This is a genomic window from Micromonospora salmantinae, assembly GCF_022230905.1.
Lineage (GTDB): Bacteria > Actinomycetota > Actinomycetes > Mycobacteriales > Micromonosporaceae > Micromonospora > Micromonospora salmantinae.
Genome location: NZ_JAKKFG010000004.1, coordinates 214,523 through 234,543, shown reverse-complemented (window position 1 = coordinate 234,543; position 20,021 = coordinate 214,523). Strand labels below are relative to the sequence as shown.

Below are 20,021 nucleotides of genomic sequence, written 5' to 3'. Positions count from 1 at the left end.
ACCGCAAGATCGGCGCGGGCCGCTCATGATGCGGGCCCCTGAATTCTTTTCGACATCGGCTATTGACGTCGCCGTAACAGGTGGCCTAGCGTCCTGTCGAACCGCTTCGTCGAAGCGTTTCGACGAAGTTCGGGAGCGGTCCCACCCCAGGCCGGAGGAGGTACGCGGTGGCCACCATGCACGACGTCGCCCGCCTCGCACAGGTCTCGGTGAGCACCGTCTCGTACGTGCTCACCGGCACCCGGCCGATCTCGCAGGCCACCCGCAACAAGGTGCTCGCCGCGATGGCGCAGCTCGACTACCAGCCCAACGCGATGGCCCGCGGGCTGGCCAGTCGCCGCAGCCGAATCCTCGGCCTGCTGATGCCGATGGACGAACGCGGCCTCGGCGCCACCGAGACCGCCTTCGTCACCGGTGCCGCCGCCGCGGCCAGCGTCGCCGGCTACCACCTGGTGCTCTCGCCGGTCGGCGGGGGCAACCTCGACGACCTGCGTCGGCTGGCCAGTCAGCGGATGCTCGACGGGGTCGTGCTGATGGAGGTCCAGCTGGCCGACGAGCGGGTCACGGTGCTCCAGGAGGCGGGGGTGCCGCTGGTGCTGATCGGCCGCACCGGCGACACCAGCACGCTTTCCTACGTCGACATCGACTTCGATCAGACCGTCCGGGAGGCCGTCGCGCACCTGGTCGGCCTCGGGCACCGGCGGATCGTCTACGTCAACCACTCGGCCGCCACGTTGGCCAGCGGCTACGGGCCCGCGCTGCGTACCCGTGACGCCTTCACCGCGGCGATGACCGGGCACGGCCTGGAGCCGGTGATGATCGCGGCCGAGGACAGCGCGGCCGGCGGGCGGGCCGCCCTGGCCGCCGCGTTCGCGCAGGCCCCGGAGCTGACCGCGGTGTTGGCCATGAACGAGACGGCGATCTTCGGCATCCTCGGCGAGCTGACCGGCCGAGGGTTGTCGGTGCCCGACGACGTCTCCGTCGTCTCGATGGTCACCTCGCCGCAGGTCGCCGAACTGGCCACCCCGGCGCTGACCGCTATGACGTCACCCGGTTCGGCGCTCGGCCGGATCGCGATCGAGGCGCTCACGCGCCACCTGGACGGCCCCGCCGACCTTCGTCACCAGCAACTGCTGCCGTGCGCGTTGGAGATCCGGGGGTCGACCGCCGCACCTCGAAGCCGCCAGCCAATGGGGGCCGATCAGTAAATGGCCCGCCGCCGCGCTGCAACGCGACGACGGGCCTCGTGAAGTACCGGCTAGATACTCAACGAGGAGGATGCTAATGCAGCGATTCCGCCGGCTCGTCGCCGCGCTCGCCCTGGCGGCGACCGCGACGACCACCGTGGCCGCCTGCGGCGGTGGTGACAGCGGGGACAACAGCGACGCCAAGACCCTCAAGCTCTGGCACTACGAGAGCGAGAACAGCGCCATGGGGATCGGCTGGGACCGGGCGATCGAGATCTTCAAGTCCGAACACCCGGGCGTCGAGGTGCGCTTCGAGCGCAAGGCGTTCGAGCAGATCCAGCAGAACGCGGGCATGATCATCAACTCGTCCGAAGGCCCGGACATCATGGAGTACAACAAGGGCAACGCGACCGCCGGGCTGCTCTCCTCCCAGGGCCTGCTGGCCGACCTGAGCAGCGAGGCCGACAAGCGCGGCTGGGCCGGCAAGCTCAGCCCCAGCCTGCAGACCACCGCCCGGTACAGCGACAAGGGCGTGATGGGCTCCGGCAAGTGGTTCGGTGTGCCGAACTACGGCGAGTACGTCACTGTCTACTACAACAAGGACCTGTTCCAGAGCAACGGCGTCAAGGTCCCGACCACGATGGCCGAGATGACCGCCGCGATGGACACCTTCGTCGGCAAGGGCATCACCCCGCTGGGCATGGCCGGCGCCGAGTACCCGGCCGGGCAGCTCTTCTACCAGCTCGCCCTCTCCAAGGGCGACCGGCAGTTCGTCGACAACTACCAGCTCTACAAGAACCCTGTCGACTTCAAGGCCGACCCGCTCAAGTACGGCGCGGACACCTTCGCCCAGTGGGTGCAGAAGGGCTACGTCGCGAAGAACTCGGCAAGCCTCAAGGCCGAGGACATGGGCACCGCCTTCATCGGCGGCAAGGTTCCGATGATCGTCTCGGGCAGCTGGTGGTACGGCCGGTTCAAGACCGAGATGAAGGCCAACTGGGACACCTTCCTCTTCCCCGGCAACACCCTGCAGGCCGGCTCCTCCGGCAACCTCTGGGTCGTCCCGGAGAACAGCAAGGCCAAGAGCCTGGCGTACGACTTCATCGACATCACCCTGCGTCCGGAGATCCAGGACCTGATCGGCAACAACGGTGGTGTTCCGGTCGCCGCTGACGCGTCGAAGATCAGCGACCCGAAGGACCGCAAGCTGATCGAGGACTTCAACACGGTCAGCAAGTCCGACGGGCTCGCCTTCTACCCGGACTGGCCGGTCCCCGGCTACTACGACGTGCTGGTCTCCGGCTTCCAGGGCCTGATCAACGGCTCGAAGTCGCCCGACCAGGTTCTCGACACGATCGCCAAGCCGTACGCCGATGGCGTCAAGGAGATCACCGGCAAGTGACACGGCGAGCGGCGGGCGCGACCGGCACGACCGGCGCGCCCGCCCGCCCCGCCGGGAAGGATCTTCCATGGCTGTCTCCGAGACGGTCGCCGCCACACCGCCGGCCGCGACCCCCACCCCGCCCGCGCCCAGCCGCAGACGCCGCGGCCGCAACGCGGCGTACTGGCTCTACCTGCTCCCCGGAGCGGTGCTCTTTCTCCTCGTCATCGGCGCGCCGCTGGTCGGCACCCTCTACCTGTCGCTGACCAAGTGGTCCGGCATCGGCGACCCCCGGTGGGTCGGCCTGGACAACTACCAGCAGTTGCTGCAGGACGACGTGTTCTGGGCGTCGTTCCGCAACACCGTCTGGATGCTCGTCGCGATGGTGGTGGTGCCCACAGTGCTCGGGCTGCTGCTCGCCGCGGTGCTCTTCGACGTCATCGGCCGCCGGTTCAAGCCCCGCACCGCCGCCGCGCTGCGGGCCGCGTTCTACCTCCCGCAGGTGCTGCCCGTCGTGGTGGCCGGCATCGTCTGGGGCTGGATCCTGCGCCCCGACGGCGCGTTCAACAGCCTCCTCGACGCGGTCGGTCTCGGCGCGTTACGCCATGACTGGCTCGGCGACCCGGGCACCGCCCTGCCGGCCGTGATGGCAGTGATGATCTGGGTGCAGATCGGCTACCCGGTGGTCGTCTTCATGGCGGCGTTGCAGCGGGTCGACCCCGAGCTGTACGAGGCGGCCGAGGTCGACGGCGCGAACTGGCTGCACCGGTTCCGGGCGATCACCCTTCCGCAGATCCGCCCGGAGACCTTCGTGGTGGCCCTGACCTGCACGATCGCCGCGTTGAAGGTGTTCGGGCCGATCTTCGCCCTGACCCGGGGTGGTCCGGACAATGCCACGAACGTGCCGTCGTACTTCGCCTACTACACGTTCTTCAAGAAGCTGCAGGTCGGCTACGGCTCCGCGATCTCCATGGTGCTGACACTGATCATCGTGGTGGTGGCCGGGATCTTCATCTGGATGCAGGCCCGCAGCGAGCGCCGGGACCGGGGGTTCTGACATGGCCGTCACGCTCACACCGAGCGCCGCGCCGGTGCCGCCGGCCCGGCCCGTACGCGATCGACACCACCGCGGCGTCAGCCGCTGGGTGGTGCTCGCCCTGCTCACCCTCGGCGCGCTCGTCATGCTGGTGCCGTTCGCGTTCATGCTGCTCAACGCGTTCAAGTCGCCCGGCGACTACTCCTCGGGCGGCCCGCTGAGCTGGCCGACGGAGTTCTACACAAAGGGTCTGCGCACGTACTGGACCACTGTGAACTTCCCGCTGAAGTTCTGGAACTCGGCCGTCATCGCCGGCTCGGTGGCAGTGCTCGGCGTCGCCGTGTCGCTGCTCAACGCGTACGCGCTGGGCATCGGCCGGGTCCGGGGCCGGCTGTGGATCGTCGGTCTCTTCCTGCTGGCCAACATGCTGCCGCAGGAGGCGCTGATCTACCCGCTGTACTACGTGGCGAAGCAGGTCGGCCTCTACAACACCCAGCTCTCCGTGATCATCATCTTCACCGTGATCCAGAGCGCGTTCGGCACGTACCTGCTCGCCTCGGTGATGGGCACGTTCCCGCGCTCGCTGCTGGAGGCAGCCGCGCTGGACGGCGCCGGCAAGTGGACGGTGCTGTGGCGGGTGGTCTTCCCCAACCTGCGGCCCACCCTCGCGGTGCTGCTCATCTTCTTCTTCATCTGGACGTGGAACGAGTTCCTCATCCCACTGGTCATGCTGATCGACAACCAGACGCAGACCATTCCGGTCGCGCTCGCGTCGTTGCAGGGCGACCGGCTGATGGACGCTCCGACCACAAACGCCGGCGCGCTGATCAGCCTCGTGCCGGCCATCCTCTTCTTCCTCATCTTCCAGCGCACTCTGGCGCGCGGCATCACGGCAGGAGCCGAGAAGTGAAGTTCACCGACGGGTACTGGCAGCTGCGCCCCGGCGTCAGCGTCCTGCGGCCCGGCACCGTGGAGTCGATCGAGCCGGACGAGCGCGGCTTCACCGTCTTCGCACCGACCGGTCAGATCACCGGCCGCGGCGACACCCTCAACCGCCCCCTGGTCACGGTCCGCTTCTTCTCCCCCGCCCCCGGCGTCATCGGGGTGACCATCGCCCACCACACCGGAGGGCTGCCCCGCGAGCCGCACTTCGGGCTGAGCACCGACGAGACGCACCCGGTCACCGTCGACGTCACCGGGCTCAGCGCGACGCTGACCACCGGCGAGCTGACCGCGCGGGTCGCGCTCATCGACGGGTGGCGGGTCGACTTCCTGCACGGCGACCGGCTGGTCACCGCGTCCACCGCACGCAGCATCGGCGTCGTCACCGACGCCGAGGGCCGCCGGCACGTACACGAACGGCTCGCCCTCGGCGTCGGTGAGACGGTGTACGGGTTGGGCGAGCGCTTCGGCCCGTTCGTGAAGAACGGGCAGACCGTCGACATCTGGAACGCCGACGGGGGCACCGCCAGCGAGCAGGCGTACAAGAACGTGCCGTTCTACCTGAGCAGCGCCGGCTACGGGGTCTTCGTGGACCACCCGGAGCACGTGTCGTTCGAGGTCGGCTCCGAGGTCGTCGCCCAGACCCAGTTCAGCGTCGAGGGCCAGTCGCTCACCTACTACGTCATCGACGGGCCCCAACCGAAGGACGTGCTGCGCCGGTACACCGCCCTCACCGGCCGTCCGGCCCGGGTCCCCGCCTGGTCGTACGGCCTCTGGTTGTCCACCTCGTTCACCACCTCGTACGACGAGAAGACGGTGACCGAGTTCGTCGACGGGATGGCCGAGCGCGGGCTGCCGCTGTCGGTGTTCCACTTCGACTGTTTCTGGATGCGTCAGTTCCACTGGGTCGACTTCGTCTGGGACCCGGCGACCTTCCCCGACCCGGACGGGATGCTGCGCCGGCTGCACGAACGCGACCTGAAGGTGTGCGTCTGGATCAACCCGTACATCGCGCAGCGCTCGTATCTCTTCGAGGAGGGCCGCGAGGCCGGTTACCTGGTGCGCAACCCGGACGGTTCGGTCTGGCAGTGGGACAAGTGGCAGGCCGGCATGGCGCTCGTCGACTTCACCAACCCGGACGCGGTCCGCTGGTTCACCGGCAAGCTCAAGGCCCTGCTGGACATGGGCGTCGACTGTTTCAAGACCGACTTCGGCGAGCGCATCCCCACCGACGTGGTGTGGCACGACGGCTCGGACCCGCAGCGGATGCACAACTACTACTCGTACCTCTACAACAAGGCGGTCTTCGAGCTGCTGGAGACCGAGCGCGGCGAGGGCGAGGCGGTGCTGTTCGCCCGCTCGGCCACCGCCGGCGGGCAGCAGTTCCCCGTGCACTGGGGCGGCGACTGCGAGTCGACGTTCGTCGCGATGGCCGAGTCGCTGCGCGGCGGATTGTCCCTGGCGGCGTCCGGCTTCGGCTACTGGAGCCACGACATCGGCGGCTTCGAGGGCACTCCCGACCCGGCGGTGTTCAAGCGGTGGGTCGCCTTCGGGCTGCTCTCCTCGCACTCCCGGCTGCACGGGTCCGGCTCGTACCGGGTGCCGTGGGCGTACGACGAGGAGGCCGTGGACGTGCTGCGGCACTTCACTCACCTCAAGCTCGGCCTGATGCCGTACCTGGCGGCCGCCGCCCAGGAGGCACACCGCGACGGGACGCCGGTGATGCGGCCGATGTTCCTGGAGTTCCCGGACGACCCGGCGACGGCGCACCTGGACCGGCAGTACATGCTCGGCCCGGACGTGCTGGTCGCCCCGGTGCTCAGCGCCGACGGCGACGTCACGTACTACGTCCCCGCGGGCACCTGGACGCACCTGGTCACCGGCGCCCAGGTCACCGGCCCGGCCTGGCTGACCGAGAAGCACGACGTCGACAGCCTGCCGGTGCTGGCCCGACCGGGCGCGGTCATCCCGTTCGGCTCGCGCACCGACCGACCGGACTACGAGTGGGCCGACGATGTGCGGCTGCGGGTGTACGCACCGACCGAGGGGCAGCGGACCCGGGTACGGGTACCGTCACCCGGCAACGGTCCGGGCGCCGAGTTCGACGTGCGCTACGAGGGTGGGACGGCCAGCGCCGAACTGGTGGCCGGCACCTCGACGGGCTACATCTGCGAGATCCAGGGGACGGAACGATGACGCAACACCACTTCCCGGAGAGCTTCGTCTGGGGCTCGGCGACCGCCGCGTACCAGATCGAGGGCGCGGCGACCGAGGACGGGCGCGGACCGTCCATCTGGGACACCTACAGCCACACACCGGGTCGGACCCTCAACGGCGACACCGGTGACGTGGCCGCCGACCACTACCACCGGTGGGCCGACGACCTCGGCCACATCGCCGACCTGGGGCTCGGCGCGTACCGGTTCTCCATCTCCTGGCCCCGGGTGCAGCCGGGCGGCTCCGGCCGGTTCAACCAGGCCGGCATCGACTTCTACTCGCGGCTGGTGGACGGGCTGCTGGAGCGGGGCGTCCGCCCGGTGGCCACCATGTACCACTGGGACCTGCCGCAGGAGTTGGAGGACGCCGGCGGGTGGGCGGCGCGGGAGACCGCGTTGCGCTTCCAGGAGTACGCGGCGGGCATCGTCGGCGCGCTGGGTGACCGGGTGCACACCTGGACGACGCTCAACGAGCCGTGGTGCTCCGCGTACCTGGGCTACGCCTCCGGCGTGCACGCGCCGGGTCGGACCGAGCCGGCGGCGGCGCTGGCCGCGGTGCACCACCTCAACCTCGCGCACGGCTTGGCCGGTCGGGTGGTCCGGGAGCTTGCCCCGTCCGCCGAGCTGTCGGTGACGCTGAACCTGCACGTCATCCGGGGCGCGTCCGACTCGGCCGCCGACCAGGACGCGGTCCGGCGGATCGACGCGTTGGCGAACCGGGCGTTCCTCGGCCCGATGCTGGACGGGGAGTACCCGGCCGACCTGCTGGCCGACACCGCCTCCGTCACCGACTGGTCGTTCGTCCGGGAGGGCGACGAGAAGCTGATAGCGGTGCCGCTGGACGTGCTCGGGGTCAACTACTACTCCAGCACCCTGGTCCGGGCCTGGGACGGGGTGTCGGCCCGCTCCGACGCCGACGGGCACGGTGCGTCGACCTCGACGCCGTGGGTCGCCGCGGAGAACGTCGACTTCCTGCCGCAGCCCGGCCCGTACACGGCGATGGGTTGGAACATCGACCCGCCGGCGCTGACCGAGCTGCTGCTGCGCCTCCAGCGTGAATATCCCAGCCAGCCCATGATGATCACCGAGAACGGCGCGGCGTTCGACGATGTGGTGTCGGCCGACGGCCGGATCCACGACGACCGGCGGATCGACTACCTGCGTCGGCACATCGGCGCGATGGCCGACGCCCGCGCGCAGGGCGCGGACGTGCGCGGCTACTTCGTCTGGTCGTTGCTGGACAACTTCGAGTGGGGCTACGGCTACGACCGTCGCTTCGGCATCATCCGGGTCGACTACGACACCCAGGTACGCACCTGGAAGGACAGCGCCCACTGGTACCAGCGCCTCGCCGCCACCGGGCAGCTGGACCAGGCCGCAAAGTAGGCGCACCGCCGGGCGGCCTCGGTAACGGGGCTGCCCGGCGCACATCCACCCTCCCGCGATCTTGCACTTACTGCCCCGACATTCAGGGCATGCCACACGTATCGGCGACAGAAACTGCAAGATCGCGCGGAGCGGTGCTAGACGCCGACGCGCTGTGGCGGGACCGTGAGCCCGTAGAGCTCCATCAGCTCCGGGGTGTCGATCCGGCTGCCGTCGGCAACCGAGTCGCAGGCGATGTCGACGATCTGGTCCTTGTGCGCCAACAGGTACGGCCGGGCGCCCACGTCGGCGCTGGCCAGGGTGGCGATACCGGGCCAGTGCCGGCGACCGAACAGCATCGGATAGCCGCGCAACCCGTCGTAGGTGGCGCAGACCAGCACGTCCGGGTACGGCAGCGCGGCCACCCGGCTGACCGCCGTGGCGGTCAGGCCCGGCATGTCGACCGGGACCACCACCACCGCCTCGATCCCCTCGTCGTCCATGGCGGCCAGGCCGGCCCGGATGGACGAGCCAACTCCGGTGCCCCACGCCTTGTTGATCACAACGGTGGCCTTGCCCAGGTCGGCGGTCTCCCGGACCTGCTCGGCGGCAGCGCCCAGGACGACCACGATCTGCTCGCAGCCCGCCTCGGTCATCGTGTCGATCATCTGATTCACCAGGGGCTTGTCGCCCTGGTGCAGCAGCGCCTCGGGACCACCGATCCGTCGTCCCCCGCCTGCGGCGATGATCATTCCTGCGATCCGGTTCAGCTGCGCCCCCTCCAGCACGGGACGGACCGTGACAGTTCCGTCCCCTCCTACGGACACTGCAACGAGGAGGGCCAGCCGGGGGTGGCGGGGCGAAAAGGAGAAATAGCACAACCGTTACACGGCCGGCATCCGCCGACACGCCTACCGGATGATCATCGAGAAGAGTCAGCCATCAACCCGACTCCCCGGACATTGCGACCGCGGTGCCGCCCCAACGCTGGGGCACCCATCGCGCCACCCAGCCGAGGCCGCGTGCGGTGAGCGCGTACAGGACCACCGGAGCAACGATCAGCAGCACGGCGATTCCCGCGACCAGAGGCACGTAGCCGGCGGACACCCCGCTGGCAATCGCCCCGGCCACGGCGTACCCGGCGGCCAGGACGACCGCGACGAGCGCGGCCAGCACCACCACCCGGCCGGTCCCCCGATGCCGGCCGACGGCCTCCCCGACCGCCACAGCCGGCAGGAAGAGCAGGGGAATCAAGACCACGCCGAGCACCGCGGCGATCAAGACGAGCATCGGCCCGGCCAGCGGGCCACCCACACCCGAGCCGGTGGCCAACGCGTACGCGAGCAGACCGAGGTAGCCCAGGACCGCCTCGGCGACGAGGGCCAGGCAGGCGGCGACCATCCCGGCCAGATGACGGATGACTCCGACGACCATGGGCACCCTCCCATTCCGACGGCGGCACGACCGCATGAGACTAACCGGGGCACCGCCCCGGGGTGTGCCCCGCTTGAGTTGGCCCGCAGGTCAGGCCGCGTCGGCGTAGCAGTCGACGATGGACAGGTCCAGTGGGAACCGGACCGGCGTCGCACCGAAGAGCAACGCGGATGCGCGCTCGCCCGACCGGTTGACGGCCTCGGCGACTGCGTCCGCCTGATCGGCGGGCGCGTGCACGACCACCTCGTCGTGCTGGAAGAAGACCAGCTCGGCGTCCGTGCCGGACAGCTCCGTCCGCAGCGCGGCCAGCAACGTGGAGGCCCACTCCGCAGCAGTGGCCTGGATGACGAAGTTGCGGGTGAAGCGCCCCCGGGACCGGGCGGCACGCGCCCTCGGACTGTGCGGGTCACCCGCCCCCTCCGGGTCGGAGGGCTCGTCGTCGAGATCACCGAACCCGGCCGAGCCGGGCGGACAGGTCCGCCCCAACCACGACCGCACCAGCCCACCGTTCTCACCGGTCCGCGCCGCCGCCTCGACGTACCCGAACGCCGTCGGGTAGCTGCGCTTCAGCACCGCCAACGCGGGCACCGCGGCCCCGCCGGTCTGCCCGTACATCGCGCCGAGCAGGGCCACCTTGGCCTTGGCCCGGTCACCGCCGAACGAGTCCCGGGCCAGGGCCGCGTAGAGGTCACCGGCACCGCCCGCCGCCGCCAACCGCGCGTCGCCGGAGACCGCGGCCAGCACCCGAGGCTCCAACTGGCCGGCGTCGGCGACCACCAACCGCCAGCCCGGATCGGCCACCACCGCCCGCCGGATCACCTTGGGGATCTGCAACGCGCCACCACCCCGGGTGGCCCATCGGCCGGAGACGACGCCGGCTGGCACGTACTCCGGTTGGAACCGGCCGCCCCGCGCCCACTGATCGAGCCAGGACCAGCCGTGCGCCGTCCAGATCCGGTAGAGCTCCTTGTATTCCAGCACCAGCGGCACCGCCGGATGGTCCACCCCGCGCAGCACCCAGGCCCGGGTGTTGGGCAGCTCCACCCCGACCCGGGCGAACGCCTTCAGCAGCTCCGCCGGAGAGTCGGTGTGCAGGCCGCGTACGCCGAGCGCGTCGGCGATCCGGGCGGCCAGCTCGGCGAGTCGGCGTGGCGGACCACCGACCGGGGACGCCTCGCCCAGCAGCTCGTGCAGGATCTCGTTGTGCACGTCGGCACGCCAGGGCAGCCCGGCGACGCCCATCTCCGCCGCGATCAGCGCGCCGGCCGACTCCGCGGCCACCAGCAACCGGAAGCGGCCGGGGTGCTCGGTCGCGGCGACGCGGGTGAGCTGGTCGGCGTACACCTGGGTCAGTGCCTCGATGCCCGGGCCCGGCGGACCGGGCACTGTGTCGAAGAGCGCGCCCTGCCCGTGCCCGGGCGGTGCGGCGGCGCGCGGCGGCGGGTCGGGCGGCACCGCCGCACCGGTCAGCCGGGCCCAGGCGGCGGCCAGCGAGCGGGGCTCACCCCAGCGGCCCACGTGCCCGAGCAGCAACGCCTCGGTCAACTCCACGTCGTGACACCGATCGACCCGGACGCCGGCGCGCAGCAGCGTCGGGTAGACCGCCGTGGCCGTCGACCAGACCCAGCGCGGGTGCTCGGCGGCCTCGCGGGCGGCGACCGCGGCGACCAGATCGGTGACGACCTCGGGCGGCCCGGTCGGCCGGCCGGTGGCGTCCAGCGGGCACAGCACTCCCCCACCCCGCTCGTCGGACACCACCGCCACCAGCACGAACGTGATTCTGCCTCTCCCGTCCGACAGAAACGGAGGCGCACCTCACCATGATCGGGTCGGTGGGGTGTCGGGGCCGGTCGGTAGCGTGATCGGGTGCCTCCGCAGATCCCGCATCCCGATCCTGGCACCCCCGACGCCCGCGGTCCGATGCGCTACCTCTGGTGGCTGGTCCGCTGCCAACCCTGGCGGGTGCTGCGCGGCAGCCTGATCGGCACGGCCTGGATGATCGGGCTCTCGGTGCGGCCATACCTGATCGCCCGCGCCGTCGACGACGGGCTGCGCGGACGCGACACCCAGGCCCTGGCGCTCTGGGTCGCGGCGATCGTCGTCGCCGGCGTGGGCCTGTCCTACCTGGGCATCATGCGGCACCGCACGATGACCTTCCTCCGGGAGGACGCCAAGGCTCGCTCGGCGGAGGTTCTGCTGCGCCATCTGTCCCGCATCGGCGCGGTGCTGCCCCGCCGGGTCGGGGCGGGCGAGGTGTCCACCATCGGCGGCTCCGACATCGACTGGACGGCGCAGGTGCTGACGCTGACCGGGCCGGGCGTCGGCGCGGTTGTCGCGTACGGGGTGATCGCCGTGGTGCTCTGGTCGATCTCCCCGATGCTCGCGTTCTGCGTGCTGGTGGGGGTGCCGGTCGTCGGTCTGATCGTGGGGCCGCTGCTGCGCCGCCTGGAGCAGGTCGAGTCGGTCTACCGCCGGCAACAGGGCGCGCTCACCGCCCGCTCCGGTGACATCGTGGCCGGGCTGCGGGTGCTCGCCGGGGTGGGCGGCCGGGACCTGTTCGCCCGGCGGTACGCGGCCCGGTCCCAGGAGCTACGCGCCGAGGGCTACCGGGTCGGCGCTGTCAACAGCTGGATCGACGCGGCGACGGTCGCCATCCCCGGGTTGTTCCTGGCGGCGGTGGTGTGGCTGACGGCCCGGATGGCGGTGACCGGTGACGTCACGATCGGCGAGTTGGTGGCCGTCTACGGCTACGTGGCGACCCTGATCGTGCCGGTCTGGTTTCTGCTGGAGGGCAGTTACCAGCTCATCCGCGGTCGGGTCGCCGCCCGACGGATCACCGACCTGCTCAACGTGACACCGGACGACGTCGGTGGCCCGGGCCGCCGGTGGCCGGGCGCCGTACCCGAGGCACGCCGGCCGGACGAGCTGGCCGCGCCGGACGGCCCGGCCGACCTGCACGACCCGGTGACCGGCCTGACCGTGCGCGCCGGCCAGCTGACCGCGGTGGCGGCAGACGACCCGGCGGCGGCCGTGGCGTTGGCCGACCGGCTCGGCCGGTACGTCGCCAGCGACGTCACCTGGGGCGACGTGCCGCTGCGCGAGGTCGCCCTGGACGAGGTCCGCGCGCGGATCCTCGTCGCCGACCACGACTCCTACCTCTTCGCCGGCACGCTGCGCGACATCCTGCGCGCCGGCGCCGACGACGACGAACGGATCGACGCGGCCCTGCGGACCGCCTCGGCGCAGGACGTCGTCGACGCCCTGCCCTCCGGGCTGGACACCCCGATCGACGCCCGAGCCCGCACGCTCTCCGGCGGTCAACGCCAACGGCTGCGCCTGGCCCGGGCGCTGAGCAGCGAACCGGAGGTGCTGATCCTCGTCGACCCGACGTCGGCGGTGGACGCGCACACCGAGGCACGGATCGCCGAGCGGCTGCGGGCCGCGCGGGCCGGGCGGACCACAGTGGTGATCGCCACATCGCCGCTGCTGCTCGGCCGGGCCGACCTGGTCACGCTTCTGAGCGCCGGCCGGATCACCGCCACCGGCAGCCACGCCGACCTGCTCGACGACGACCCGGCCTACCGGCACCTGGTGGCCCGCGGCAGCGAGGAGGCGTACCGGTGAGCCGGCTGCCGGTCGCCGACCGCGGCACCGTACGCCGGGCCCTGCGGGACATGATCAGCCGGCACCGGCGCGCCGTCGGGGTCGTGCTGGCGCTGCACAGCGCCGCCGCGGTCGCCGGGCTCGCCCCGCCGTGGCTGCTGGGCACCATCGTCGACCGGGTCACCGCGGGCGCGGGCGTGGCCACGGTCGACCGACTGGCACTGGCCATCGCCGGCTGCGTCCTGGTCAGCGCCCTGCTCTCCCGGTACGCCCAGTACGCCGGCCACCGATTCGGCGAACGGGCCGTCGCCGAGCTGCGCGAGGAGTTCGTGTCCCGGACTCTCGGGCTGCCCGTCTCGGTCGTCGAACGTGCCGGCTCCGGGGACCTGGCCACCCGCAGCTCGGTCGACGTGTCGACGGTCGGCACCACCGTCCGGGACGTGGTGCCCACCATCGTCATCGCCGGGGTGCAGTTGACGTTGCTGTTCGGGGCAGTCTTCCTGCTGCACCCGCTGCTCGGGATGGCCGCTCTGGCCGGGCTCCCGTCGATAGTGGCGGTGACCCGCTGGTACCTGCGCCGGGCCAGCTCCGCGTACCTCACCGAGGGCGCGGCGGCGGCCGAGCTGACCGAGACGCTGACCACCACCGCCGAGGGCGCGCGCACCGTGGAGGCGCTGCGGCTGGCCGACGACCGGATCCGGCACGGCACCACCCGCGTCACAGCGGTCTGGCGGGCCCGTCGGGCGACCCTCGCGCTGCGTACCGTGTTCTTCTCGGTCGTCGAGGCCAGCTATCCGCTGCCGGTCGCCATGGTCCTGCTCGTCGGGGGTTACCTGCTCTCCCGGGACATGGTGTCGCTCGGCGCTGTGGTCGCCGCCGCGCTCTACCTGCAACAGGCGATCGACCCGTTGGACCGGCTGTTGCAGTGGACCGAGCAGGCGCAACGCGGCTTCGCGTCGTACGCGCGGCTGCTCGGCGTCGGCATGGTCCCGCCGGAAGCACCCGGCACTACCGCCTCGTCACGGGGCGAGCGGCTCGTCGTCAGTGGCGCCCGCTTCTCCTACTCCGACGGGCCGGACGTGCTGCACGGCATCGACCTGGAGGTGCAGCCCGGTGAGCGGCTGGCCGTCGTCGGCCCGTCCGGCGCCGGCAAGTCCACCCTGGCCCGGCTACTGGCCGGGATCGACGCGCCGCGCCACGGCGTCGTCAGCATCGGCGGCTGCCCGGTCACCGACCTCGACCCGGCCGAGCGACGCCGACGGATCGCCCTGGTCACCCAGGAGCACCACGTCTTCATCGGCTCGGTACGCGACAACCTCTCCTTCGCCGCGCCCGACGCCTCCGACGAACAGATGCGCGCCGCGCTGCTCACAGTGGGCGCCGATTGGTTTGCCGAGCTACCCGACGACCTGGACACCCAGCTCGGCGACGGGGCCCGTCAACTCGGCGCGGCCGAGGCCCAACAGGTCGCGCTGGCCCGGTTGGTGCTCGCCGACCCGCACACGCTGATCCTGGACGAGGCGACCGCCGCGCTCGATCCGTCCACCGCCCGCCGGACCGAACGCGCGCTGGCCGCCGTGCTGGTCGGGCGGACCGTCATCGCGATCGCGCACCGGCTCAACACCGCCCACGACGCCGACCGGGTCGCCGTGCTCGCCGACGGCCGGATCACCGAGATCGGCAGCCACGACGAGCTGGTCGCGGCCGGCGGGGCGTACGCAGCGCTGTGGCGCTCCTGGCACACCCGCGTCGACGAGCGGTGAGGCGTCCTACTTCACCGCGCCGGAGGTGAGACCGGCCTGGATCTGACGCTGGAACACGGCGTACACGAGGATCATCGGGAGGATGGCGATGGTCAGCGCGGCGAACAGCCCGGACCAGTCCGCCTCGTAGCCGGCGTTGACGGAGATGTCGGCGATGCCCTGGGTGAGCACCCATTTGTCCTTGGCGTTGGAGAGCAGCACCAACGGGAGTTGGTACTGCGCCCACTGACCGATGATGTTGAAGATCGCGACGCTGATCAGGCCCGGCTTCGCCATCGGCATCATCACCTGGAAGAACAGCCGGCTGTGCCCGCAGCCGTCGATCATCCCCGCCTCGGCCACCGACGACGGCAGCGTCTTGAAGAACGCGGCCAGGAAGAACACGGTGAACGGCAACGAGTACGCGGTGTAGACCAGCACCACGCCGGTGTGGGTGTCCAGCAGACCGAGGTTCTTCACCACGAAGAAGAGCGGCACCAGTGCCAGGAAGACGGGGAAGGCCAACCCCGAGACGAAGAGGAAGTAGACCGCCCGGTTGCCCCAGAACTTGTAGCGGGCCAGCACGTACGCGGCCATCGAGCCGAGCAGCATGGTGAGGAACGTGCTGCACGACACCACGATCACGCTGTTGAGGAAGTACCGCCCGACGTGCGCCTTGGTCCAGGCCCGCCCGAAGTTCTCCCAGCGCAGCTCGGCCGGCAGCGTCCACGGGCTGCTGAAGATCTCGCTGGTGTTCTTGAACGCGGCGAGGAAGGTCCAGAGGATCGGCACGATCACGATCACCGCCCACACGGCGAGCGCGACGTGCCCCAGGCCGGCGAACAGCTTTACCTCCGAGCGGGGGCCCTCGTGCCCCGACCCGCCGGGGGCGGACGGGTCACCGGTCTTCGGCGGCAGCGCCGCCGGCGTCGGCGGCAGCGTCGACTGCGGATTCATCAGTACTCCACGCTTTCCCGCTTGGTGAGCCGCAGCGTCAGCGCCGCGAACGTGAGGGTGAGAAAGAACAGCGCCACGCCCATCGCCGAGGCGTAGCCGTACTTCGAGTAGACGAACGCGTTGCGGTAGATCTCCATGGCGAGAACTGTGGTGGCGCCGTCCGGGCCGCCACCGTCCACCGAGAGCACCGCCACGATGGCGAACGCGTCGAACGCCGCGATCCCGAGGTACACCCAGGCCACCTGGAGGGTGTCCCACAGCAGCGGCAGCGTGACCCGGAAGAACAGGGTCACCTTCGTCGCCCCGTCCATCTCGGCGGCCTCGTAGATCTCACCGGGGATGGAGGCCATCCCCGCCGAGAAGAGCACCACGTAGAAGCCGACCGCCTGCCAGACCAGCACCGCGATGATCGACCAGAGGGCCAGGTTCGGCTTGACCAGGAAGAGGATCGGCTCGATGCCGAGCTTCATCAACACGCCGTTGATCAGGCCGGACTCGTTCGGCCGGTACACCATCTGGAACAACACGGCGATGATGGCCACCGCCAGGACCTGGGGGAAGAAGAACACCACCCGGTAGAACTTCGCCCCCCAGACCCCCTGGCGTTGACCACCGCTGCTCTTGCCACCCACGTTGAGCAGGAAGGCGAAGAACAGGGCGATGGCAATGGTGATCAGCGGCAGGGCAAGCAGCAGTACGCCGTGGTGCTGGACCGCTTTCCAGAAGGCCCCGTCGTCGAGCAACCTCCGGTAGTTGTCGAAGCCCACCCACTGCGGGGCCGACAGCCCTCGCCAGTTGGTCATCGAGATCTGGAACGCCTGCGCGTACGGCCAGATCACGAATGTCACGTACAGCGCGACCGGGGCGAACAGGAACCCGATCACGAATGGATACTTGCCGTGCCGCATGACCCTAGCTCCGATCGATCAGCGCTTGAACTTGGTGACGGAGCTGTCCTTCTTGATGGCGTCGGCGCGCTTCTGGATCCGCTCCACGAAGGCGTCCGCGTTGATCCGGCCGAACATCAGCTCGTTGGTGGCGGTACGCGCCTCCGTGTCGAGCTCCTTGTACCAACCGTCGAAGTACAGGTTGAACACGTCCTGACCGGCCGCCTTGAGCGCAGCCTGCGAGCTGGCCACACCGGGCGGGAAGGCGAAGCCCTCCGAGCCGGCGGTGACCACGGTCGGGGCCTTGACCACCTCGGTGAAGCCCTTCGCGCCCGCCGTCGAGAGCATCTGACGCATGTACTCCAGCCCGCCCTTGGGGTTCTTGCTCTTCGCCGAGACAAAGTAGCCCTCACCGGCGGTGGCGCGCAGCGCGGTGGCCGGCAGCTTGTCCGAGGCGGACAGGCTCGGCACCGGCATGAGCTGGTAGTCGAAGCCGGCCGGCGTGTCCTTCTTCTGCTCGCCCTCCAGCCAGTCACCGCTGGGGTACATGGCCACCTTGTACTGGTTCTGCCGCAGCTGCACGTCGGTGTGCTTGAGCCCCTCGAAGCTCTTGTCGCTGAACTTCGCGCCGACCTCGGCCCACGCCGCGGCAGCCTGCTTGACGGCGTCCTGCTTCCAGGCACCGTCCTCCAGGTTGTCGATGTTCTTCAGCACGTCCGTGCCGCCGATCTTGGCGGCGTGGGTGAGGATCACGTTCCACTGGTAGTAGGCAGCGTTCGCCCCGGCGTAGCCGTACGGGGTGATGCCCTTGGCCTTGATGTTCGTGAGCAGGGCGATGAACTCGTCCCAGTTCTTCGCCGGCGCCCAGCCGTTGTCCTTGAACAGCTTGCCCGAGTACCAGATGCCGAAGACGGTGGAGACGTAGTACAGGACGAACGGCTTGCCGTTGAACGAACCGGCCTCGATGGTGCCCGGCACCACTGTGTCGCGGACCTTCTTGGACGGGTCGTCGACCGACGGCGCGTCCCACAGCTCGGTGAGGTCCTGGAGCTGACCGTCGGCCACGAGCGCGCCGAAGTCCATCAGCTTCTCGCCCGAGTTGTTCACGAACTCCGGCGGGTTACCGGAGGCGAACCGCGGCTGGAGCACTGTGGAGACGGCCTGGGTGGCCTGGTGCTTGACCTCGGCCTTGGGGAACGCCTTCTTGTACAGCGGCTCGTGCACGTCGGTGGCGTACTTCTCGCCGTAGCCACCGTTGAAGATGACCACCTCGATCCCGGCGTCCTCCTTGACGCCCAGCGGGTTCTTCTCGCTCTTGGTGCCGCCGGCAACCTGCTCGTTGTCACCGTCGCTGCCGCTGGTGGCGCAGGCGCCGAGCAGGCCGATGGCCGGAGTGGCGAGCATGCCCACGGCGGCGGCGCGACGCAGCACCGTGCGACGGTCGAGTGCGGCCGGGTTTTCGGGGGTAATCGACATCGTCGTCTCTCCTTGTGGAATTCGGGTCATGCGGTACGCCGGAGACGTCCGGCGTACCGCGACTCGAGGGCGAGGTTGTGCTCGTCCCCGCCGGGGACGTTGGCGGAGAGGTAGATAGGGGGTACCTCTCCGGCCTGGTGGAACCGTCGTACCACCTCCGCGGTCAGCAACTGCGCCAGCAGCGCCGTGGTGACCGAGGAGACCGCACAGACCGCGCCGCCGCCCTCGAGCGGCAGCAGTGCATCGCCGTACGGCGCGCCGTTGTCCAGCACGACGTCGGCGAGGTCGGCGAGCCGGTGCCCGGACGGGTGCCGTGGTGCGACCCGCGCGGTGTGCTCGACCGAGGTGACCGCGATCAACGGGTGACCGCGCTCGGTGACCAGCGCCGCCAGCTCGACCACCGAGCCGTTGATGCCGGATTGGGACGCCACCACGAACACGTCGCGCGGCTGGGGCGCCGCGAGCGCGTAGATCTGGTGGGCGATGGAGGGATCACGTTCCAGCTTGGGGTCGGCGAGCACGTCACGCGGGGCGTCACCGTGCATCACCAGGTCCCGTACCGAGAGCCGGTTGGTGGGAACCAACCCGCCGGCCCGGGCGACCAACTCGGCGGCGAACGCCTCGGAGTGCCCGGCGCCGAACGCCTGGAGCACGCCGCCGTCGCGCAGGCTGTCGGCGATCAGGTCGGCGGCCCGGGTGATCCCGTCGGCCTCCGAGTCGAGCAGCCGGTCGAGCACCGGGCGGACGGCGTCCGCGTACCCCTGGGCGCTGATCATGAAAGGGTTCCCTTCGCTGCCTTGTGCCCGTCGACGGCCTGCGCTGTCCGCCGGAAGGCCGCGTGCGCCCGGTCGTGCGTGCGTTGGGCGACGGCGATGTAGAGCAGGTCGAGCACCACCAGTTGGGGGTGTCGGGCGGAGAGCGCGTCCGGCCGGAAGGTGGTTGCCTGGCTGGCCGTGAGCAGCACGATGTCGGCCAGCTCGGCCAGCGGGGAGCGGGGGAAGCCGGTGAGCGCGAGCGTGGTGGCGCCCCGGCTGCCCGCCTCGGCGAGCATCTCGATCGTCTCCCGGGTCTGACCGGTGTGCGAGATGCCGAGTGCCACGTCCCCCGATCGCAGCAACGCGGCGCTGGCCAGCCCCTCGTGCACGTCGTTCCACGCCCACGCCGCCACACCGATGCGGTGCAGGCTGAACTGCATCTCCTCACCGACCAGGGCGCTACCGCTGGCACCGAAGATGTTCACCCTGCTGGCGCCGGCGATCGCCACCGCGGCCCGCTCCACCTCGGCGAGGTCGAGCAGGGTGGCGGTGTCGTGCATGGCCCGGGTGTCGGCGGCCATGATCTGGTCGAGCACCCGGGCGAGCGGGTCGCTCGGCTGGATCTCCCGGCCGATGTCGACGGTCCAACCCGCCGAGCGGGCCCGGCCGGTCTCGGAGGCGATGCCCAGGCGCAGGTCGGCGTACCCCTCGAAGCCCATCGCCCGGCAGAAGCGGGTGATGGTCGCCGGTGAGGTCCCACTGCGCTCGGCCAGCTCGACGATGGTCGAGCGGGCGGCGGCCTCCGGGTCGCTGAGCACGTGCTCGGCGACCCGACGCAGGGCGCCGGTCAACTCGCCGAGCCCGTTGCGAACCCGGGCCAACACCCCGTCGGAGGCCGAGGTCCGGCGCTCGATCACGTCGGCGTCGACCACCGCGGTCCCCGCGGCGGTGTCCACCTCGTGATCAACCATGAGACGCCTCAGCTTTCCGAAAAGACTGTTAACTGTTAGTGGTAAAAGTTCTTACTGAACGACCCTCTG

General features: G+C 70.5%; 16 protein-coding genes. 8 read left to right on the top strand and 8 right to left on the bottom strand.

Annotated elements, in window-relative coordinates:
* The first annotated feature begins 176 nt into the window (after positions 1–176).
* From PSH03_RS03600 to PSH03_RS03575, 6 genes are all read left to right on the top strand, one after another.
* Positions 177–1,208 carry a LacI family DNA-binding transcriptional regulator gene (locus tag PSH03_RS03600; RefSeq protein ID WP_238688439.1) on the top strand — a complete coding sequence of 344 codons (1,032 nt, stop codon included), beginning with the start codon at positions 177–179 and terminating at the stop codon, positions 1,206–1,208.
* 76 nt (positions 1,209–1,284) lie between these two features.
* Positions 1,285–2,589, top strand: a complete 1,305-nt coding sequence (locus PSH03_RS03595) for an ABC transporter substrate-binding protein (protein ID WP_210781966.1) — start codon at positions 1,285–1,287, stop codon at positions 2,587–2,589.
* A 67-nt stretch (positions 2,590–2,656) separates the two neighbouring features.
* Positions 2,657–3,625: a carbohydrate ABC transporter permease gene (locus PSH03_RS03590; protein WP_112583000.1), complete on the top strand. Its 969-nt coding sequence runs from the start codon at positions 2,657–2,659 to the stop codon at positions 3,623–3,625.
* Between the two features lies 1 nt (position 3,626).
* Positions 3,627–4,514: a carbohydrate ABC transporter permease gene (locus tag PSH03_RS03585; RefSeq protein WP_238688239.1), complete on the top strand. Its 888-nt coding sequence runs from the start codon at positions 3,627–3,629 to the stop codon at positions 4,512–4,514.
* Positions 4,511–6,742: an alpha-xylosidase gene (yicI, locus tag PSH03_RS03580; RefSeq protein ID WP_238688238.1), complete on the top strand. Its 2,232-nt coding sequence runs from the start codon at positions 4,511–4,513 to the stop codon at positions 6,740–6,742. The genes PSH03_RS03585 and yicI overlap by 4 nt, the downstream gene beginning before the upstream one ends.
* Positions 6,739–8,148 (top strand): GH1 family beta-glucosidase, encoded by a 1,410-nt coding sequence (locus tag PSH03_RS03575; RefSeq protein WP_238688237.1) that lies wholly within the window; start codon positions 6,739–6,741, stop codon positions 8,146–8,148. The genes yicI and PSH03_RS03575 overlap by 4 nt, the downstream gene beginning before the upstream one ends.
* A gap of 137 nt (positions 8,149–8,285) precedes the next feature.
* Here the strand turns inward: PSH03_RS03575 and PSH03_RS03570 are convergent, their stop codons facing one another.
* From PSH03_RS03570 to PSH03_RS03560, 3 genes are all read right to left on the bottom strand, one after another.
* Complete coding sequence (locus tag PSH03_RS03570) at positions 8,286–8,879, bottom strand: nucleotidyltransferase family protein (RefSeq protein ID WP_210782020.1); 594 nt, start codon at positions 8,877–8,879, stop codon at positions 8,286–8,288.
* A gap of 190 nt (positions 8,880–9,069) precedes the next feature.
* Positions 9,070–9,561, bottom strand: a complete 492-nt coding sequence (locus tag PSH03_RS03565; RefSeq protein WP_210781974.1) for a hypothetical protein — start codon at positions 9,559–9,561, stop codon at positions 9,070–9,072.
* A 90-nt stretch (positions 9,562–9,651) separates the two neighbouring features.
* Complete coding sequence (locus PSH03_RS03560; RefSeq protein WP_372494702.1) at positions 9,652–11,331, bottom strand: bifunctional 3'-5' exonuclease/DNA polymerase; 1,680 nt, start codon at positions 11,329–11,331, stop codon at positions 9,652–9,654.
* Between the two features lie 150 nt (positions 11,332–11,481).
* On the opposite strand from PSH03_RS03560, the gene PSH03_RS03555 reads away from it, so the two are divergent.
* Positions 11,482–13,185: an ABC transporter ATP-binding protein gene (locus PSH03_RS03555; protein WP_238688437.1), complete on the top strand. Its 1,704-nt coding sequence runs from the start codon at positions 11,482–11,484 to the stop codon at positions 13,183–13,185.
* A 50-nt stretch (positions 13,186–13,235) separates the two neighbouring features.
* Positions 13,236–14,927, top strand: a complete 1,692-nt coding sequence (locus tag PSH03_RS03550; RefSeq protein ID WP_238688436.1) for an ABC transporter ATP-binding protein — start codon at positions 13,236–13,238, stop codon at positions 14,925–14,927.
* A gap of 6 nt (positions 14,928–14,933) precedes the next feature.
* On the opposite strand, the gene PSH03_RS03545 is transcribed toward PSH03_RS03550, so the two are convergent.
* Genes PSH03_RS03545 through PSH03_RS03525 form a run of 5 tightly spaced genes read right to left on the bottom strand, consistent with a single transcriptional unit; the run spans position 14,934 to position 19,952 of the window.
* Positions 14,934–15,863, bottom strand: coding sequence for a carbohydrate ABC transporter permease (locus tag PSH03_RS03545; RefSeq protein WP_210781978.1), 930 nt, complete (start codon positions 15,861–15,863; stop codon positions 14,934–14,936).
* Positions 15,863–16,771 (bottom strand): carbohydrate ABC transporter permease, encoded by a 909-nt coding sequence (locus tag PSH03_RS03540; protein WP_210781979.1) that lies wholly within the window; start codon positions 16,769–16,771, stop codon positions 15,863–15,865. Before PSH03_RS03540 ends, PSH03_RS03545 begins: the two co-directional genes overlap by 1 nt.
* A gap of 18 nt (positions 16,772–16,789) precedes the next feature.
* Positions 16,790–18,226, bottom strand: coding sequence for an N-acetylglucosamine/diacetylchitobiose ABC transporter substrate-binding protein (gene ngcE, locus PSH03_RS03535; protein ID WP_238688236.1), 1,437 nt, complete (start codon positions 18,224–18,226; stop codon positions 16,790–16,792).
* 26 nt (positions 18,227–18,252) lie between these two features.
* Positions 18,253–19,002: a sugar isomerase domain-containing protein gene (locus PSH03_RS03530; RefSeq protein WP_091403970.1), complete on the bottom strand. Its 750-nt coding sequence runs from the start codon at positions 19,000–19,002 to the stop codon at positions 18,253–18,255.
* On the bottom strand, positions 18,999–19,952 hold the full coding sequence (locus tag PSH03_RS03525) for a MurR/RpiR family transcriptional regulator (RefSeq protein WP_210781982.1): 954 nt from the start codon (positions 19,950–19,952) through the stop codon (positions 18,999–19,001). The genes PSH03_RS03530 and PSH03_RS03525 overlap by 4 nt, the downstream gene beginning before the upstream one ends.
* Positions 19,953–20,021 lie beyond the last annotated feature (69 nt).